Consider the following 16,877-nt stretch of genomic DNA (forward strand, 5'->3'; position numbering starts at 1 on the left):
CAGTTGTTTATAAAAAAAGGCATTAAAGGATCCAAAGCCTATAATGCCTTTTTACATAATTTCCTAAAGCAGAGCTAAAACGAGGTGCACGTAAATGACAAAGAAACGAATGGGTCTGTTAGTCATGGCATATGGTACCCCATATTCATTTGATGACTTAGTGCCTTACTATACCCATATCCGGCATGGCCGAAAACCTACCCCTGAGATGATTGACGATCTTAGGAATCGATATGAGGCAATTGGCGGAATCTCTCCGCTGGCTAGAATTACGATAGACCAAGCTGAAAAGCTTGAAAAACATCTTAATCAAATTCAAGATGAAATTGAATTTAAAATGTATTTAGGACTAAAACATATTGAACCTTTCATTGAAGATGCCGTAAAAAAAATGCATGAGGATGGAATCGAAGAGGCGGTAAGTCTCGTCCTTGCCCCGCATTTTTCAACTTTCAGCGTTAAATCTTATAATGGAAGAGCGGTAGAGGAAGCTGAAAAATTAGGCGGTTTAAAAATAAGCACAATTGAGAGCTGGTACCAGGAACCTAAATTTATCGACTACTGGGCTGATCAAGTAAAAAATATTTTTAACCAAATGACCGAAGCGGAAATAGAACAGGCAGTATTGATCGTTTCTGCTCACAGTCTGCCTGAGAAAATTCTTCAACTGGGGGACCCATACCCTAGCCAGCTCCAAGAAACAGCAGAATTAATTGCCAATCAAGCGGGCATTAAAAACGTTGAAATTGGCTGGCAAAGTGCCGGCAATACACCAGAACCATGGATTGGTCCGGATGTTCAGGACTTAACGCGGGATTTATATAATCAAAAACAATATAAATCTTTCGTCTATGCACCTGTTGGTTTCGTTTGTGACCATCTTGAGGTGTTATACGATAATGATATTGAATGTAAAACGGTAACGGATCAATTAGGCGCAAAATATTACCGTCCGGACATGCCAAACGCTAAAGATGTATTCATTGATTGTTTAGCAGACGTTGTCTTAAAAAGGATAGCGAAATAGTACTCTTATAGAAGCTGTAGAATGGGGGGACCAATTAGTCCCCAATTCTTTTAGGCAAATCATATCAATGGAAAAAAAGAGCCTTTATAAGGGCAATTAAACCAGAAGCTGTTCCATAAGATCAGCTTCTTTTTGCGATGTTGTGAATAATTCCAGGTTTTTGAGAATATTAAAGTTAGACTATAGAACTGGAGGAGATTAGATGAAATTGACAGTGATTGGATATTGGGGTGGTTATCCTAAAAAAAATGCTGCAAGTTCGGGTTATCTATTGGAACATGAAGGTTTCCAATTACTAATTGATTGTGGCAGCGGTGTCCTATCAAAACTGCAAAATATCATACAACCTGAAGAATTGGATGCCGTCATCCTTTCACATTACCACCCAGATCATATTGCAGATATTGGGGTTTTGCAGCATGCCAGGTTAATACAAGGATTCCTTGGGAATACACTCCCTAATCTGCCTGTCTACGGGCATTCTTTTGATGAACCGGAGTTTAGCAAACTAACCTATAAAACCATTACAAAAGGGATGGCCTATAACCCTGATACAATTCTTTCAGCTGGTCCCTTTAAAATAGCATTTTTAAAAACGAATCACCCTGTTTCCTGTTATGCAATGAGAATAGAGGCGGGCGGGAAGACCCTTGTTTATACTGGTGACAGTTCCTTTAAAGAAGAGTTTGTTGAATTCAGTGACAATGCTGATGTTCTTCTATGTGAATGTAACTTTTATGGAAATCAAAACGGTCAGTCGGCCGGTCATATGAATAGTCTGGAGGCAGGAAAGCTTGCCGAGAAAGCTAAGGTAAAACAGCTGATTCTTACTCACCTGCCGCATTACGGGAATCTGGATGAGCTGGTTTCGGAAGCGTCTGGGGAATTTAGCGGTACAATAAAACTCGCAGAGGAATTCCTATCTATTTCACTATAAGGAAGGTATAATGACCATGTTATTTATTGATAATAAAGGAATTACAGATCCGCGTATTAATCTGGCAATTGAAGAATATGCGTTGAAAAATCTAGATATAAACGAAACGTATTTATTGTTTTACATAAATGAACCATCGATTATTATTGGTAAAAATCAAAATACGATCGAAGAAATCAATACGGACTATGTTGAACAGAATGGTATCCATGTCGTTCGCAGATTATCTGGAGGCGGCGCGGTGTACCATGACCTTGGAAATCTAAACTTTAGTTTCATTACGAAGGATGACGGGGAGAGCTTCCATAATTTCCGTAAATTCACCGAGCCGGTCGTTGAAGCATTGCAAAAGTTAGGGGTAAACGCAATGTTGAGCGGGAGAAATGATTTAGAAGTTGAGGGCAGGAAAATCTCAGGGAATGCGCAATTTTCCACAAGGGGGAGAATGTTTAGTCATGGGACCCTTATGTTAAATTCGGAAATAGAGAATGTGGTATCAGCCTTAAAAGTAAAAAAAGATAAAATAGAATCAAAGGGAATTAAATCTGTTCGCAGCCGGGTGGCAAATATTTCGGAGTTTTTAACGGAAAAGATTAGTATAGAAGAATTCCGTTCCTTACTATTAAGGAATATTTTCGGTGGTCAAGATGATATACCTGAATACATTTTAACAGAAGAAGACTGGGAAAAAATTCATCAGCTTTCCAAAGAGCGTTACCAAAACTGGGACTGGAATTATGGAAAGTCACCAAAGTTTAATCTTCAGCACTCGCATCGTTTCCCGGTCGGTTCCATTGATGTCCGCTTAGAGGTAAATAAGGGATTAATCGAAAACTGTAAAATATATGGTGACTTCTTTGGGGTTGGAGAAGTAAGCGAGATTGAGAAAAAATTTACCGGAATCCGCTATGAGAAAAGCGAAATTGAGCGGGTCCTTTCCGAGGTAGATACTAAGCATTATTTCGGGAATATATCAAAAGGGGAATTTATTGATTTAATCTATTAATTATATTGTCTGGACGCTTTAAAAAAGTCCATTCCTTGAACAGATAATAAATAGATAAAATTTTTAGTTAAGGCAGGCATTTTGTCTGCCTTTTTTGAATTCTTTAATAAAGTGGAGGAGGAGGAAGAATGGAGCATATTTTACTTGAAGTAAAAGACTATGTTGCTGTTATTACTATTAATCGTGTAGAATCTTTAAATGCTTTTAATTACGATACGTTAATCGCATTAAAGGAAAAAATAGAAACGATCCGAAGTAATCAACAGGTTAGGGCAGTGATTTTTACCGGTGCAGGGGAAAAAGCTTTTAGTGCAGGTGCGGATTTAAAAGAACGGAAGCATTTAACAGATAGCCAAGTGAAACGTAATTTGTTTAAAATTAATGAGGTGTTTAATGAGATCGATGCACTGCCGCAGCCCACGATTGCAGCCATTAATGGTTTTGCATTCGGCGGCGGGATGGAACTGGCGTTGGCCTGTGATTTTCGAATTGCAGCCGATCATGCGGTGATGGGCTTAACAGAAACAAGTCTGGCCATCATTCCTGGAGCAGGCGGCACCCAGCGGCTCCCAAGATTAATTGGTCAGGCAAAAGCCTTGGAACTTATCTTAACTGCGCGCAGGCTGTCAGCAAATGAAGCCTATGATTACGGATTATTAACAAAGGTGGTTAATCGAGGTGATTTGTTGAGTGAATCGATTGCTTTTTGCTCAACGCTTTTGGCAAATGGTCCGATCGCTGTCCAGCAAGCTAAATTTGCGATAAAAAATGGAATGAATACAGATCTACATACAGGCCTGCAGCTAGAACGAAAAGCCTATGAGGTGACCCTTCAAACGGAAGATCGAATCGAGGCCCTGCAAGCTTTCTCTGAAAAAAGAAAACCAGAGTTTAAAGGGAAATAACACGGTGCCTGGCACCGTGTTTATTTCTTGTCCGTTTATTTTTTAAAAAGATACTGGTAAAGTACGGTTTTCGAGTAACTATGGTTCTAAATCCAACTTTTTAAACTAAACTAGGTATAGAGAGGTTGTACAAAAAGGGGGACAAAATCATGGTGAGAAAAATGGGGGTCTATGCGGTTTTGGCCTTTTGTTTATATGGATTGTTGATTTACTGGTATTTATTTCACTTTGCTGATACTTCATTACCATTTGAATATCAAGGATCAAAGGCTGATCCAACAACCTTTCTTAATGGAAGGGAACTTCAATTAAGTGAAGAGTACTCAAGAATAAGAAATTTATTGTATTTTTTATCCACTCCTTTTGAATGGCTATTTTATTTCCTTATCCTGTTATTCGGGTTTTCAAGAGCCTTTAAGCGCTGGGCCGATCAATCAGCAAAATATAAACTGCTGCGAATGCCAATTTATTTAATCTGGCTTTCCTTTTTTTCCTTTTTAGCTACCTTTCCTTTAAATTATGTCAGTTATTCCTTATCTCGAACCTACCACATTTCAACTCAGAGTTTTCCTTCTTGGATGAAGGACGAGTTAATCGATTTTTGGATTAATTATGGTACATGGCTGATTATTGTACCTGTCCTTTACTGGTTGATGAAGAAAAGCCAAAAGCGCTGGTGGCTCTATGGGTGGCTCTTATCTGTTCCCTTTACGTTGTTCATGATGTTCTTGCAGCCTGTGGTTATTGACCCGTTATACAACGATTTCTATCCATTAAAAAACAAGGAATTGGAAACAAAGATTTTAACACTTGCACAAAAAGCCGAAATTCCTGCGCAACATGTGTTTGAGGTCAACATGGCTGATAAAACAAATGCTTTAAATGCCTACGTTACAGGGATTGGTTCGAATGCGAGAATTGTTCTATGGGATACGACACTCAACCGGTTAAATGATAACCAAATTTTATTTATAATGGCACATGAAATGTGTCATTATGTTGAAAAGCATATTTATTTCGGTATAGCCGGTTACTTACTCCTCTCACTGTTAGGACTTTATCTTACCTACCGAATAATGAACTGGGCAGTAAGGAAGTGGGGGAGGGAGCTAAAAATAAGTGATGTGAAGGATGTACGTTCCTTACCATTATTTTTTATGATTTTATCCATTCTTTTGTTTGCGGCTAGTCCGTTATCGAATCTTGCTTCACGCTATCAGGAAACACGGGCTGATAAGTATGCGATTGAAATGACTAAAAATCCTGAAGCCGCGATAAATTCTTTCCAAGAATTAACCCGCTCCGGATTGAGTGAAGTCAACCCGCCTTTTTTGGTAAAAATATTCCGATATACCCACCCATCTATGCTGGACAGAATTTCCATGCTGGAAGAATATGAAATTAAACATCGAAATCAATAAGTAAGTATGAAGGCTTGAGATTTTTTATCTTTAGCCTTTTTCTATTAAGAAAAATTGCCTAGGTGCCTTGGTCAGCCCGACAAGCATAAAAAAACCGCCGTTTATAGGCGGTTCATGTTAAGATCCGAATCGTCTGTTTATTTTAATTAGCTCATGCGAGAGATGCTGAAAACTCTTTTTATCACCCGAATCAATGGCATTATCAATTTTTCGCAGCAGTTTTTCCTTTTCCACATTCAGCTGGATTTCCGATAACAGCATATCAATGTACAAATCCTGGACAAAATTTTCCTTCATACGAGCTCGTTTCATTGCACCAATTTTCATCAATTCTGAGTATGACTTATCGTTCATGAAAATCACCTCTGAGCTTTTTTAAAGTATATGGTTTTTTTTACATATTATCATTACTTTTTATAATTTTCTGATAGTTTTCTTCTTGACAAATATTTATGAATATTTTAAGAACAATTCAAAAAAATAAGGGTGTACAAATAAAAAGATGGTAAGATATGGTGAATAGCTGTAACTAAAGGGGTTGGGGATATTGACACAAGAACGAACTGGAGATTATATTGTGAATTCTTGCACTATGTATATTAGACCAGAAGAATATGGAAGTAAAATATTTTCACTGATTGGTGAGGTCGAAGAAAAGATCCTTAGTCCAGCTAAACCATTCAGTATTATTCAAAAGGGCTGTGCCTATTATGGTGTCGATTATGAAGGAAGGAGGAAAGGGACAAGGCTGCTTATTGACTATTCGCGTAAACTCCCAATTGTAATTGAACCCATCACCAACATCTATGCATTCTGTACTGCCTCCCCAGAAAACCCTAAATGTATCTGGTTCTTTGCTGAGCATATCAAAGATTATCGTCGTGTTTCAGCACGAGAAACCATGGTCATTTTCCGGAATCATCAATCTCAGATTTTCCCTGTTTCCTATAGTACGTTTAATACCCAAATGTTAAGGACTTCTTATTTACAAATGAAACTGATGCAAAGAGTTGAAATTAATAAGGAAAAATTAGTTTTTTTAATGCATAGTCCCAAACATTCAAAGGCATCAGAAAGCCATGAACTTTATTTAGACAAAAGAAAATAATGACCTATCGGGATAGGTGTTTTTTTGATAAGTATGTTTCTAATATTTCTTGGACTTTGTTTCGGATTCGAGGATTAAAATAATTATGATTTTCTTCGTAGCCCTTATAAATAAACATGTACATTGTAAAGGCATCATCCCGTTTTGTTTCAATTACTTGCAGTTTATTCTTCTTCATGTATTGTTTAACCCCTGCTAACTCACGTTGGATGTCCTTCATCGTTTCTTCAATTAAATTCAAATAGGGCTTTTTTAATTTAAAAGGACTGTTTTCGATAACAGCTATATCCCGGTTAAGGACGATTAAAACCATTGGTAAATAAATAGCCTTTTCCATGATATCCCGCTCATCGTCCGGTATCCTGGTCATTATTTTCATCCTTTCTACCTAAAAATCGAACAAATGTTCTTTATTTATTTTAACAAAAAATCATTAATAAATGCAATAGGAGATGATTGAAAGAAAGCTTGTCATTTGGCAGGCTTTCTTTGTTGCTAAAATAAGGAAGGATGTGAGAAAGTTTTTATTAATAGAAGGATATTGATTAGGAGAAAATGAATTAAAATGAGGACACAATAAAAGTAAACACGATCAGATAAAGTGGTTGAAATTGTGGATGAATGGGTGATAAACAAATGAGAGCAGATAGACATGAGAAAAGAAGCAGGAAAAAATGGCCAGCTATTTTATTGGTGTTCCTGCTGTTAATTGGTGGAATAACAGGGTATGCATATTATCAATACAAACAAGGCGTTAATCAATCTTTAAAAGATATCAATAATGGCAATACCGAAGATACAAACGTTGTGTATGACTTCGAAGGGCAAAAGGATCAGTATGGGGACACAAATGTCCTGCTGCTTGGAAGTGATGCAAGGGGAAGTGAAACGTCCCGCGCTGATACGATTATGATTTTGCATTATAATGAAGACAAAGACACCTTCAAACTAACATCGATAATGCGGGACAGCTATGTTGCCATCCCCGGTCATAACAAACATAAAATTAATTCAGCTTTCGCACGCGGAGGTCCTGAGTTAATGAGACAAACCATTAAACAGAATTTCGATATTGATTTACAGTATTACGCTATTGTTAATTTTCAGGGATTTGTCAAGCTGATTGATGAGGTTTTTCCAAATGGTGTAGAGATGAATGTGGAAAAAGAGATGTCTGAATATGTTGAAACACCATTACAGCCAGGGCTGCAAAGACTGAATGGCGATCAAATGCTGAGCTATGTCCGCTTTCGCCATGATGCTGTCGGTGACTTTGGCCGTGTAGAAAGACAGCAGAAAGCCATTAAGGCTATAAGAGAACAATTAAGTGGTCTCAGCACTATTGCGAAACTCCCAAAATTAGTTGGGGTCGTTACACCGTATGTAAATACCAATATGGCAACCACGGATGGATTATCTATGGCTAAAGATTTCCTTTCAGGTGATCAAAATATTGATACTCTCCGGATTCCCATTGATAATAGCTTTACAGAGCCGCGGATAAGTGGGGAAGGAGCGGTACTTGAAATTGATGTGGAGAAAAATAAAGAAGCACTCCATCAATTTATAACGCAATAAGATAAATGGAATAAAGGAGAAACCCGGGATGGACTTTGAAACACTAAAAGCTTGGCTGACGTTAGAACATATAATGAGCCTCCTGCAAGAGTATCGGGCGCTTGGACCGATACCAGGAATACTGTTAATCGTTGTGGAAGCATTTTTGCCGTTTCTCCCCTTAGTTGTATTCGTCATGGCAAATGCCAGTGCTTTTGGTCTTTGGTTTGGTTTTTTGTATTCTTGGCTGGGGGCTTGTTCTGGAGCGGTACTCGTTTTCTTTCTAATCCGAAAATATGGGCAAAAACGATTATTATCTTTTTTGCCTAAACACCCTAAAGTCCGCAAACTTATGGATTGGGTGGAACGTCATGGGTTTGGCCCTCTTTTTTTACTATTATGTTTTCCCTTTACCCCATCAGCCGTTGTGAATATTGTTGCTGGTCTTTCACGAATTAGTTTTGCACAGTACATACTAGCCGTCTGTATTGGGAAAATGGTCATGATTTTTACAATCAGCTTTATTGGCTATGATCTTCATTCATTGATAACTAAGCCCCTTCGTACGGTCATTGTCTTGCTTGTTATTTTTATCCTTTGGTTAATCGGGAAAAGAATCGAAGTTAGAATGAATAAGCGGATGGAAATTGACCATAATGAAGAAATAGATAGAGAGAAAGATAAGGAGAAACGGAGGAGTGTCAATGAACATTGAATGGAAAAAAGAAGGTTTAGAATGGGTTAAGGCTTTTGCGATCGGAATTATTATTTTTGCTTTTATTCGTACCTTTTTCTTTTCAAACTATATTGTAGAGGGCGAATCCATGATGCCGACTCTTCAGGATGGAAACAAACTAGTGGTTAACAAGTTAGGGTATCAGGTAGGAGAGTTAAATCGATTTGATGTGATTGTTTTTCATGCTAATGCTAAAGAAGACTTTGTAAAGCGTATTATTGGCCTCCCAGGTGATAAAATTGAGTATATTGATGATACTCTATATATTAATGGCCGCAAATATAAAGAGCCATTCTTAGATGTGTATAAAAAGAAATCCCCAGGATTAAAGTTGACAGGGGATTTCAATTTAAAAGAAATAACCGGTGAAGAAATTGTTCCTGAAGGAAAATTATTCGTTCTCGGGGATAATCGGTTAGGAAGCTGGGACAGCCGTCAGTTTGGCTTTATTAATGCTAGTCAGGTAGTCGGTAAAGTTGACTTACGATATTGGCCCTTGAACGAAATAAATGTACACTTTTAAAATTGATTTGAGAGGACACGATGGTTCATCGTGTTTTTTTCTTTGTTTGGGAATTATAAAATTTTCGCTTGTGGATTACTGTTAAACAAAAGACTGTCGACGTCCAGCTCCAGCGCCTAGCCCCTCGAGGTCATAAGCCAATCCGTCCAAAAGGTTAAAAAGAAACCTTTCGGCCGGCTCGTCTTATGCTTGTCGGGGCTGTTCAAGGCGCTTGCGCTTTTGTTCTTGTACTGCAATAATCATTACCAATTTTGGTTAGAATCTAGTCGGTCAAAATACAAACATTTGTGCTGTTTTGTGATAGAATAAAAGATGCAGAGTTCTTTTAAAAGGGGAGGTTTCCTTATGTCCTTAAGAATGATTACAGGGCGGTCCGGAAGTGGAAAAACGGCTATGCTGCTTAATGAAATACGTGAGCATCTATTAAAAAGTCCGGAAGGCCGCCCAATTATTTATATAGTTCCAGAACAAATGACATTTTTAACAGAATATCGTTTGGCAACAGACTCACTTATTGGGGGGATGATTCGGGCACAGGTATTCAGCTTCTCACGTTTGGCCTGGCGGATACTGCAAGAAACTGGCGGGATTACCCGTTATCATTTAAGCAGTGTCGGCATGAATATGTTAATTCGGAAGATCATTGATGAGCAGAAAGAACATTTATCTATTTTCCAGCGGACAGCAGATAAAAACGGATTTGTTCAGCAGCTAGAACAAATGATTACAGAATTTAAGCGGTATTGCATCCGCCCGGAAGAATTAATTGAAAAATCAGCTCAGATTCGTTCAGAAAACTCTTCTTCAAAAGCCTTACATGACAAATTAACAGATTTAGAGAAAATTTATTCAAAATTTGAAGATGAAATCTTTGGTAAATATATTGATTCAGAAGACTACTTCCGCCTTTTGGCAGAAAAAATTTCCGTATCAGCCTATCTTAAAGATGCGGAGATTTATATTGATGGGTTTTACAGTTTTACGCCACAAGAATATCAAGTGATTGGAGAATTAATGAAACATTGTCAACGTGTTTCAATTGCGATGACAACAGACCGTACAGCTGTTGATTCAGCTCCGGATGAACTTGATTTGTTTCGTGCCTCATCAGATGCTTGTTATAACCTGTATGATGTCGCAAAGTCAAATGGAATTGAGATAGAACAGCTGGTCACGCTGTCTGAGCAAAAAAAGTGGACAGCCCCTTCCTTAGTTCATTTGGAGAAACAATTTGATACCCGTCCTGCTTTGCCGTTTGTGGGGGAAACTAAGATTCAAATGATCCAGGCTGTGAATAGGAGGGCGGAAATTGAAGGAATCGCCCGAGAAATTCGTCAGGCCGTACAAATTAAAGGGTACCGTTACCGTGATATCGCACTATTAATTAGAAATGGCGGGGACTATCATGAAATTATCGAACCGGTTTTTGACGATTATCAAGTTCCTTATTTTATTGATCAAAAAAGGACGATGCTTAATCACCCTCTAATCGAATTAATTCGTTCCACCATTGAAATCATTAATTCGTTCTGGCGGTATGAACCAATTTTTAGGGCAGTTAAAACAGAATTACTGTACCCGCTCAGGGAAAATCCTGCAAAAATGCGTGAAAAGATGGACAGGCTTGAGAATTATTGTTTGGCATATGGAATCAATGGCAGTAAATGGACGAAAAAGGATCGATGGGTTTATCGGCGGATAAGAGGATTGGAATTAACGGGGAGTGCCCAAACGGATGCGGAAAAAGAGATGGAAAATGAACTAAATGAATTAAAACTCCTCATCACAGCGCCCGTATTACGTCTATCCAGGCGCCTGAAAAAAGCTGATACCGGACGTAAGCTGTGTGAAGCCATTTATTTATATTTAGAAGAATTAGATATCCCTGAAAAACTAGAGCATTGGAAACAGGCTGCCGAAGAATCTGGCAACCTTGTAAGGATGCGTGAACACGAACAAGTTTGGAATGCTGTGATTGATCTCTTAGACCAATACGTGGAAATACTAGGGGATGAGCAAGTCAGCTTAAAATCCTTTGCAGCTATTTTAGAAGCAGGTTTCGATTCCTTACATTTTTCACTTATCCCGCCTGCCCTTGATCAGGTCTTAATTGGTGATTTGGAAAAATCACGGCTGAATGATAGTAAAATTGTTTTTGTTGTTGGTGTAAACGAAGGGGTATTACCTGTAAAAATTTCAGATGAGGGAATTCTCGCCGATGAGGACCGGGAAAATTTATTAGCAGCTGGGATGAATCTAGCAGCAAGCAGCCGTACACGCCTGCTGGATGAAAACTTCCTTGCTTATAAAGCTTTTACTGCACCTGCAGAGTTTTTGTATGTTAGTTATCCGCTTGCCAATGATGAAGGAAAGGCGTTAATTCCTTCGTCCTATATTAAACGTCTTAAGGATATGTTTCCGGGTCTCGAGGAAACGATTTATGTTGCGGATCCTTCCGAATTAGATCAGGAAAAGCAACTAGGGTTTGTATCTAATTTTACAACAACTTTGTCCTATTTAAATTCCATGCTGCAATTGAAAAAGAGAAATTATCCAATCGCAGATCTGTGGTGGGATGTATATAATTACTATCTGACAAGCCCTTGGAAAAATAAAGCGCAAAAAGTATTCTCCAGCCTTTTTTATACCAATGAGACGGTCCAATTATCACCAGAAGTTGCGGATGCGTTATATGGCGATGTCATTCAAGCGAGTGTTTCAAGAATGGAACTTTATAATGGATGTGCTTTTTCACACTTTGCCCAGCACGGCCTAAAGCTTCGTGAACGCCAGATTTTCCGTTTAGAGGCTCCGGATATTGGAGAACTATTTCATGCTGCCTTAAAACAGATTTCCGAAACGGTGAATGAACAGAACTTGTCCTGGGCTGACTTAACGCGCAAGCAATGCGAACAGCTATCAAAAGATGCCGTCAGCAGCTTGGCACCAAAGCTGCAAAATGAAATATTATTAAGCTCCGAAAGGCACCATTATATTCAGCGCAAGTTAGAACAGATTATTACCCGTGCATCCATTGTACTCAGCGAGCATGCGAAGATAAGCGGCTTCTCGCCAATCAGTTTGGAATTAGCTTTTGGACCAAAAGGGGAACTGCCGCCGCTGAGCTTTTCTTTGAAAAATGGGAAGAGAATGGAATTGGCAGGGCGGATTGACAGGATTGATAAAGCAAAAGCCGAGGATGATAGTGTCTTTTTACGGGTCATCGATTACAAATCCAGTGAAAAAGACGTGAACTTAACAGAAGTATACTATGGATTAGCCCTGCAAATGCTGACATATCTTGATATTGTCATGACACATTCGAAGGAATTGGTAGAAATGAAAGCAAGCCCGGCTGGTGTTCTCTATTTTCATGTTCATAATCCATTCATTCATAGCAAGAAAATGCTGACGATTGATCAAATTGAAAATGAAATCATGAAAAAGTTTAAAATGAATGGGCTCATGCTCAGCGATCAGCGGGTTATTCAATTAATGGACCAATCATTAGAGTCAGGAGACTCACAAATTGTTGCCGCTGGAATTAAGAAGGACGGCAACTTATCCAAAAAATCAAAAGTTGCGAGTTTGGAAGAATTTGACCGGCTTAGAAATCATGTTCGGACAATCTATCAAAAAACAGGTAATGACATTATTAACGGTCAAATAGATATTTCACCATTTAAATTAAAAGACAAAACACCTTGCACTTTTTGCTCCTATAAATCAGTTTGTCAATTTGATGAATCAATTGAAAGCAATCATTACCGGATTCTAACACCACATTCAAAGGATGAAGTATTGGAATTGCTCAAAGGGGAGGGTTCAGAAAATGAATAGTATGGTGATTCCGCCAAAGCCAGAAGGGGTTACTTGGACGGACGATCAGTGGAAGGCCATTGCAGCAAGGGACAAGGACATCCTAGTTGCCGCAGCGGCAGGTTCTGGGAAAACAGCCGTTCTTGTCGAAAGAATTATCCAGAAAATCCTTTCGAAAGAAGAACCGATCGATGTCGATCAATTGTTAGTCGTAACGTTTACGAGTGCGTCGGCAGCAGAGATGCGCCACCGAATTGGTGAGGCACTTGAAAAAGCAATCGATCAAGATCCTGAGTCAAGAAATCTACGGAAACAGCTCAGTTTATTAAATAAGGCGACCATTTCCACGCTCCACTCTTTTTGCATGGAGGTCATTCGAAAGTATTATTATTTAATCGATATTGATCCGGGCTTCCGGATTGCTGATGAAACTGAGGCCCAGTTAATCAGGGATGAAGTAATGGATGAATTATTTGAAGAGGAATATGGGAAAAAGGATAATGAAGCCTTTTTTAATCTAGTAGATTCATTCACGAGTGACCGAAGTGATGCTGCTTTAATGGATATCGTACGCTCCATCTACGACTTTGCTCAGTCCAATCCTCTTCCAAATCGTTATTTAAAGACAATGCTCTCTATGTATGAAGTGGAAAATATCTCATCAATAGAGGAGCTGCCCTTTATCGAAGCACTCCTTTTTGATATTAAGCTTCAATTAGAAGCTGCCAAAGAAATGATTGAGCAAGGTCTGGAGCTGACAAAAATACCAAATGGTCCTGCCCCGCGTGCGGAAAATTTTTTAGATGATATACAGGTTATTAACACGTTGATGGCAGCTCGGGAGGATTCATGGAACACCCTTTACAATGCCATGCAAACCTGGTCTTTTTCTAGAGCAAAACAGGTAAAAGGTGATCATTATGATAAGGAATTAACAGAAAAAGCACAGAAATTGAGGGACAAGGCCAAGAAAAAAATTCAAGGAATAAAGGATGAACTCTTTTCTCGCCGGCCTGAAAGCTTCCTGCGGGATATGGAAGAAATGCATCCGTTAATTGATACATTGATTTTTCTAGTAAAAGAGTTCTCTATCCGGTTTGCGAAGGCAAAACGGGAAAAGGGCTTGGTTGATTATAACGATCTCGAGCATTTTTGTCTTGCTATTTTAACTGAGGGTATTTCTGAAAAAGGGCAATTTCTTCCCTCTGAAGCGGCACTAGCTTTCCGCCGGCATTTTAAGGAGGTCTATTGCGACGAATACCAAGATACAAATATGGTCCAGGAAACCATCTTAAAACTCGTAGCACAGGCTGATGAAGAGAACGGGAATCTGTTTATGGTTGGGGACGTCAAGCAGGTGCGCCCATAAGGGCAGATAAGAATTCGAACATTAGCAAGTTCGCAGAGGAAACTCGCAAGCAATACTCTGTCACCGATCACTAACTTAGACTGGAAAACTGGTTTGAGGACAGTAGCATGTGATTAAAGGTATAATCCGCCGAAGCTACTTAGGCGAAGACGAATATCGAGGTGAAAAGTGTAGACAAGGATGAAAGCTATACTGCCTGAATGATAGTCCAAGGGGTTCTAACGTCAGCCATGTTGTAGAGTAGTTGAAACGACATGCGGTCAATGGATTAAGGTCTGACTGTTTGGCTTTAATCGTAAAAGATTACATCTTCTCGTGGACAAGATGTAATAAGCGAGTCTTGACCGACCAATCTCAATAAGAGTTAAAGGACGAAAGTCACATCCGACACTACACAAGCTATGTTCTTATCTGTACTAAATGGGGATTACCTAAACAGGAACGCTATAAAATATAGCTATTGAGGATGATTTCAAGCGAAAGCAAGAAATGTGGCTCATGAAAATCCTGCATGGTAACAGATCTCCCGTAGTAGTCCGAGCTAGGGAAAGCCTAGTACATGGCGAAGGGGAGTAGTTCATCTGGTATAATACAAAATTGGGAAGGAGCGTGAGGCTCTATGAGAAATCCGAAAGTAGTATTAGCCAATCTAGCTGGAAAATCGAGTGAAGAAACTTACAAGTATACAAGGCTATATCGTAATTTATATAATCCAGAATTTTTCTACTTAGCATATCAAAATATATATGCAAAGCCTGGAAATATGACGGAAGGAATAAATAACGATACTGTCGATGGAATGAGTCTTGAAAAGTTAAACAACTTAATCGAACGTCTAAAAGACCAAACTTATCAACCTAACCCAATAAGAAGAGTATATATACCGAAAAGGAATGGAAAGAAAAGACCTTTAGGTATTCCATCTTTTGAAGATAAATTAGTCCAAGAAGTCTTAAGGATGGTTCTTGAAAATATTTATGAGGGAAAGTTTGAAGATACATCCCATGGTTTCAGACCTGAAAGAAGCTGTCATACAGCTATTATGCAAATTCAGAAACGATTCAGTGGAGTTCGTTGGTTCGTTGAAGGGGATATAGAAGGTTTCTTTGACAATATTGACCATCATATAATAATAAACCTGTTAAGAAAGAACATTGAAGATGAAAAATTTATTAATCTGATATGGAAATTTCTTAAAGCAGGATATATAAAGGATTGGAAATGGCATAAAAGCTACAGTGGTACGCCACAGGGGGGCATAATAAGTCCAATATTGTCGAATATATATCTTCATGAATTGGATAAATACATGAAGGAATATAAAGAGAAATTTGATAAAGGTTTAAAACGAACTCATAGCAAAGAATACATGAACGTGGCTGGATTAAGAACGCATTACAAAAAGCGGATAAACATTGTTGGGCTGGAAACAAATCAAGGGTTGGAATACCTCAGAAAATATAAAGAATTGGATACCAAACTTAAAAGCATACCGTCAAAAGATGAAATGGATAAGAACTTCAGAAGATTACTCTACACAAGATATGCGGATGACTTCATTGTAGGTGTTATCGGAGCAAAAGAAGATGCGGAAAAAATAAAAGAAGACTTAACAGTGTTTCTAAAAACAAAGTTAAATCTTCAATTATCACAAGAAAAAACTATCATAACAAATTCTGCGAAAAAAGCAAGATTTCTTGGCTACGATATAACTACTGAACGAAGTGAAAATTTCGTGGTAGACCGAGGCGATGGAAGAAAATCAAGGCAAAATATGCATATCAAGCTTTATGTACCATATGAAAAATGGGAAGGGAAACTAAGAGAACTAGACGTTCTCGAAGTTATAAAAGATGGTAAATGGAAAGGCAAAGCTAGAACCCAATTAATGCAAAATGATGATTTGGAAATCCTAATGCAATATAATTCTGAAATTAGAGGACTATATAATTATTTCCGACTGGCCAATAACGCAAGCGTACTTCACAAATTTTATTACATCATTAAAGAAAGTATGTTAAAAACATTTGCGGGCAAATACCGGACGTCTGCCTCGAAAATATGGAAAAAATATTCGATGGATGGAAAATTCAGAGTAAAATATAGAACAAAAAAAGGGGAAAAGTTTGCTTATCTAATTGACAATATCTTTGTAAAAGATAGAACGATTAAGAAAAAAGACTCAAAAATCGACGAATTGCCAAATACAATACAGTTTGTAACTCGTACAAGCCTTGTAGATAGGTTAAAAGCTGAAAAATGTGAAATGTGTGGAAAAACGGATAAATTGGAAATGCATCACATAAGAAAGCTTAAAGACCTTAAGGGCAAAAAGTTATGGGAAAAACACATGATAGCGAGACAAAGAAAGACGATAGCATTATGTCTGGACTGTCATGTTAAACTCCATAATGGAAAGCTAGATTGATGAATGCGGAGCCGTATACATCGAGAGGTGTACGTACGGTT

Annotated in this window: 13 protein-coding genes and 1 pseudogene; 12 read left to right on the top strand and 2 right to left on the bottom strand. The window is 38.3% G+C overall.

Going from position 1 to position 16,877, the window contains the following annotated elements:
* Positions 1 to 94: 94 nt before the first annotated feature.
* The 5 genes from hemH to GXK58_RS18405 all read left to right on the top strand — a co-directional run bounded on the left by hemH (position 95) and on the right by GXK58_RS18405 (position 5,296).
* A complete protein-coding gene (gene hemH, locus GXK58_RS18385; RefSeq protein ID WP_160724633.1) occupies positions 95 to 1,027 on the top strand; it encodes a ferrochelatase in 933 nt (310 codons plus the stop codon).
* Between the two features lie 202 nt (positions 1,028 to 1,229).
* Entirely contained in the window at positions 1,230 to 1,964 is a 735-nt protein-coding gene (locus tag GXK58_RS18390) for an MBL fold metallo-hydrolase (RefSeq protein ID WP_160724634.1), read from the top strand.
* A gap of 16 nt (positions 1,965 to 1,980) precedes the next feature.
* A complete protein-coding gene (locus GXK58_RS18395; protein ID WP_160724699.1) occupies positions 1,981 to 2,970 on the top strand; it encodes a lipoate--protein ligase in 990 nt (329 codons plus the stop codon).
* A gap of 128 nt (positions 2,971 to 3,098) precedes the next feature.
* Positions 3,099 to 3,875 (top strand): enoyl-CoA hydratase-related protein, encoded by a 777-nt coding sequence (locus GXK58_RS18400; protein WP_160724635.1) that lies wholly within the window; start codon positions 3,099 to 3,101, stop codon positions 3,873 to 3,875.
* Positions 3,876 to 4,024: 149 nt separating this feature from the next.
* Positions 4,025 to 5,296 carry a M48 family metallopeptidase gene (locus tag GXK58_RS18405; protein WP_160724636.1) on the top strand — a complete coding sequence of 424 codons (1,272 nt, stop codon included), beginning with the start codon at positions 4,025 to 4,027 and terminating at the stop codon, positions 5,294 to 5,296.
* Positions 5,297 to 5,413: 117 nt separating this feature from the next.
* Here the strand turns inward: GXK58_RS18405 and GXK58_RS18410 are convergent, their stop codons facing one another.
* Positions 5,414 to 5,650, bottom strand: a complete 237-nt coding sequence (locus GXK58_RS18410) for an IDEAL domain-containing protein (protein WP_160724637.1) — start codon at positions 5,648 to 5,650, stop codon at positions 5,414 to 5,416.
* Between the two features lie 193 nt (positions 5,651 to 5,843).
* Between GXK58_RS18410 and GXK58_RS18415 the strand changes: the two genes are divergently transcribed.
* A complete protein-coding gene (locus tag GXK58_RS18415; protein ID WP_160724638.1) occupies positions 5,844 to 6,404 on the top strand; it encodes a competence protein ComK in 561 nt (186 codons plus the stop codon).
* A gap of 4 nt (positions 6,405 to 6,408) precedes the next feature.
* On the opposite strand, the gene GXK58_RS18420 is transcribed toward GXK58_RS18415, so the two are convergent.
* On the bottom strand, positions 6,409 to 6,774 hold the full coding sequence (locus GXK58_RS18420; RefSeq protein ID WP_160724639.1) for a hypothetical protein: 366 nt from the start codon (positions 6,772 to 6,774) through the stop codon (positions 6,409 to 6,411).
* A 266-nt stretch (positions 6,775 to 7,040) separates the two neighbouring features.
* Here GXK58_RS18420 and GXK58_RS18425 point away from each other — a divergent pair, with 266 nt between their 5' ends.
* The 6 genes and pseudogenes from GXK58_RS18425 (at position 7,041) to GXK58_RS18450 (ending at position 16,836) form a co-directional block, all read left to right on the top strand.
* Entirely contained in the window at positions 7,041 to 7,982 is a 942-nt protein-coding gene (locus tag GXK58_RS18425; RefSeq protein ID WP_160724640.1) for an LCP family protein, read from the top strand.
* 28 nt (positions 7,983 to 8,010) lie between these two features.
* Positions 8,011 to 8,676, top strand: a complete 666-nt coding sequence (locus GXK58_RS18430) for a TVP38/TMEM64 family protein (RefSeq protein ID WP_160724641.1) — start codon at positions 8,011 to 8,013, stop codon at positions 8,674 to 8,676.
* Positions 8,666 to 9,220 carry a signal peptidase I gene (gene lepB, locus GXK58_RS18435; protein WP_160724642.1) on the top strand — a complete coding sequence of 185 codons (555 nt, stop codon included), beginning with the start codon at positions 8,666 to 8,668 and terminating at the stop codon, positions 9,218 to 9,220. The genes GXK58_RS18430 and lepB overlap by 11 nt, the downstream gene beginning before the upstream one ends.
* 345 nt (positions 9,221 to 9,565) lie before the next feature.
* Complete coding sequence (addB, locus tag GXK58_RS18440) at positions 9,566 to 13,060, top strand: helicase-exonuclease AddAB subunit AddB (protein ID WP_160724643.1); 3,495 nt, start codon at positions 9,566 to 9,568, stop codon at positions 13,058 to 13,060.
* A pseudogene (locus tag GXK58_RS18445) lies at positions 13,053 to 14,396 on the top strand (UvrD-helicase domain-containing protein); the annotation flags it as partial. The gene addB and the pseudogene GXK58_RS18445, both read left to right, overlap by 8 nt.
* Before the next feature lie 631 nt (positions 14,397 to 15,027).
* A complete protein-coding gene (locus GXK58_RS18450) occupies positions 15,028 to 16,836 on the top strand; it encodes a reverse transcriptase/maturase family protein (RefSeq protein ID WP_160724644.1) in 1,809 nt (602 codons plus the stop codon).
* The last annotated feature ends 41 nt before the right edge of the window (positions 16,837 to 16,877 follow it).

This window comes from Bacillus sp. USDA818B3_A, assembly GCF_009928415.1.
Classification (GTDB): domain Bacteria; phylum Bacillota; class Bacilli; order Bacillales; family Cytobacillaceae; genus Neobacillus.

Coding starts and splice junctions, on each gene's coding strand:
- addB (WP_160724643.1), top strand. CDS start 9,566: ATGTCCTTAAGAATGATTACAGGGCGGTCCGGAAGTGGAAAAACGGCT.
- GXK58_RS18425 (WP_160724640.1), top strand. CDS start 7,041: ATGAGAGCAGATAGACATGAGAAAAGAAGCAGGAAAAAATGGCCAGCT.
- GXK58_RS18390 (WP_160724634.1), top strand. CDS start 1,230: ATGAAATTGACAGTGATTGGATATTGGGGTGGTTATCCTAAAAAAAAT.
- GXK58_RS18405 (WP_160724636.1), top strand. CDS start 4,025: ATGGTGAGAAAAATGGGGGTCTATGCGGTTTTGGCCTTTTGTTTATAT.
- lepB (WP_160724642.1), top strand. CDS start 8,666: ATGAACATTGAATGGAAAAAAGAAGGTTTAGAATGGGTTAAGGCTTTT.
- hemH (WP_160724633.1), top strand. CDS start 95: ATGACAAAGAAACGAATGGGTCTGTTAGTCATGGCATATGGTACCCCA.
- GXK58_RS18420 (WP_160724639.1), bottom strand. CDS start 6,774: ATGACCAGGATACCGGACGATGAGCGGGATATCATGGAAAAGGCTATT.
- GXK58_RS18410 (WP_160724637.1), bottom strand. CDS start 5,650: ATGAACGATAAGTCATACTCAGAATTGATGAAAATTGGTGCAATGAAA.
- GXK58_RS18430 (WP_160724641.1), top strand. CDS start 8,011: ATGGACTTTGAAACACTAAAAGCTTGGCTGACGTTAGAACATATAATG.
- GXK58_RS18395 (WP_160724699.1), top strand. CDS start 1,981: ATGTTATTTATTGATAATAAAGGAATTACAGATCCGCGTATTAATCTG.
- GXK58_RS18450 (WP_160724644.1), top strand. CDS start 15,028: ATGAGAAATCCGAAAGTAGTATTAGCCAATCTAGCTGGAAAATCGAGT.
- GXK58_RS18400 (WP_160724635.1), top strand. CDS start 3,099: ATGGAGCATATTTTACTTGAAGTAAAAGACTATGTTGCTGTTATTACT.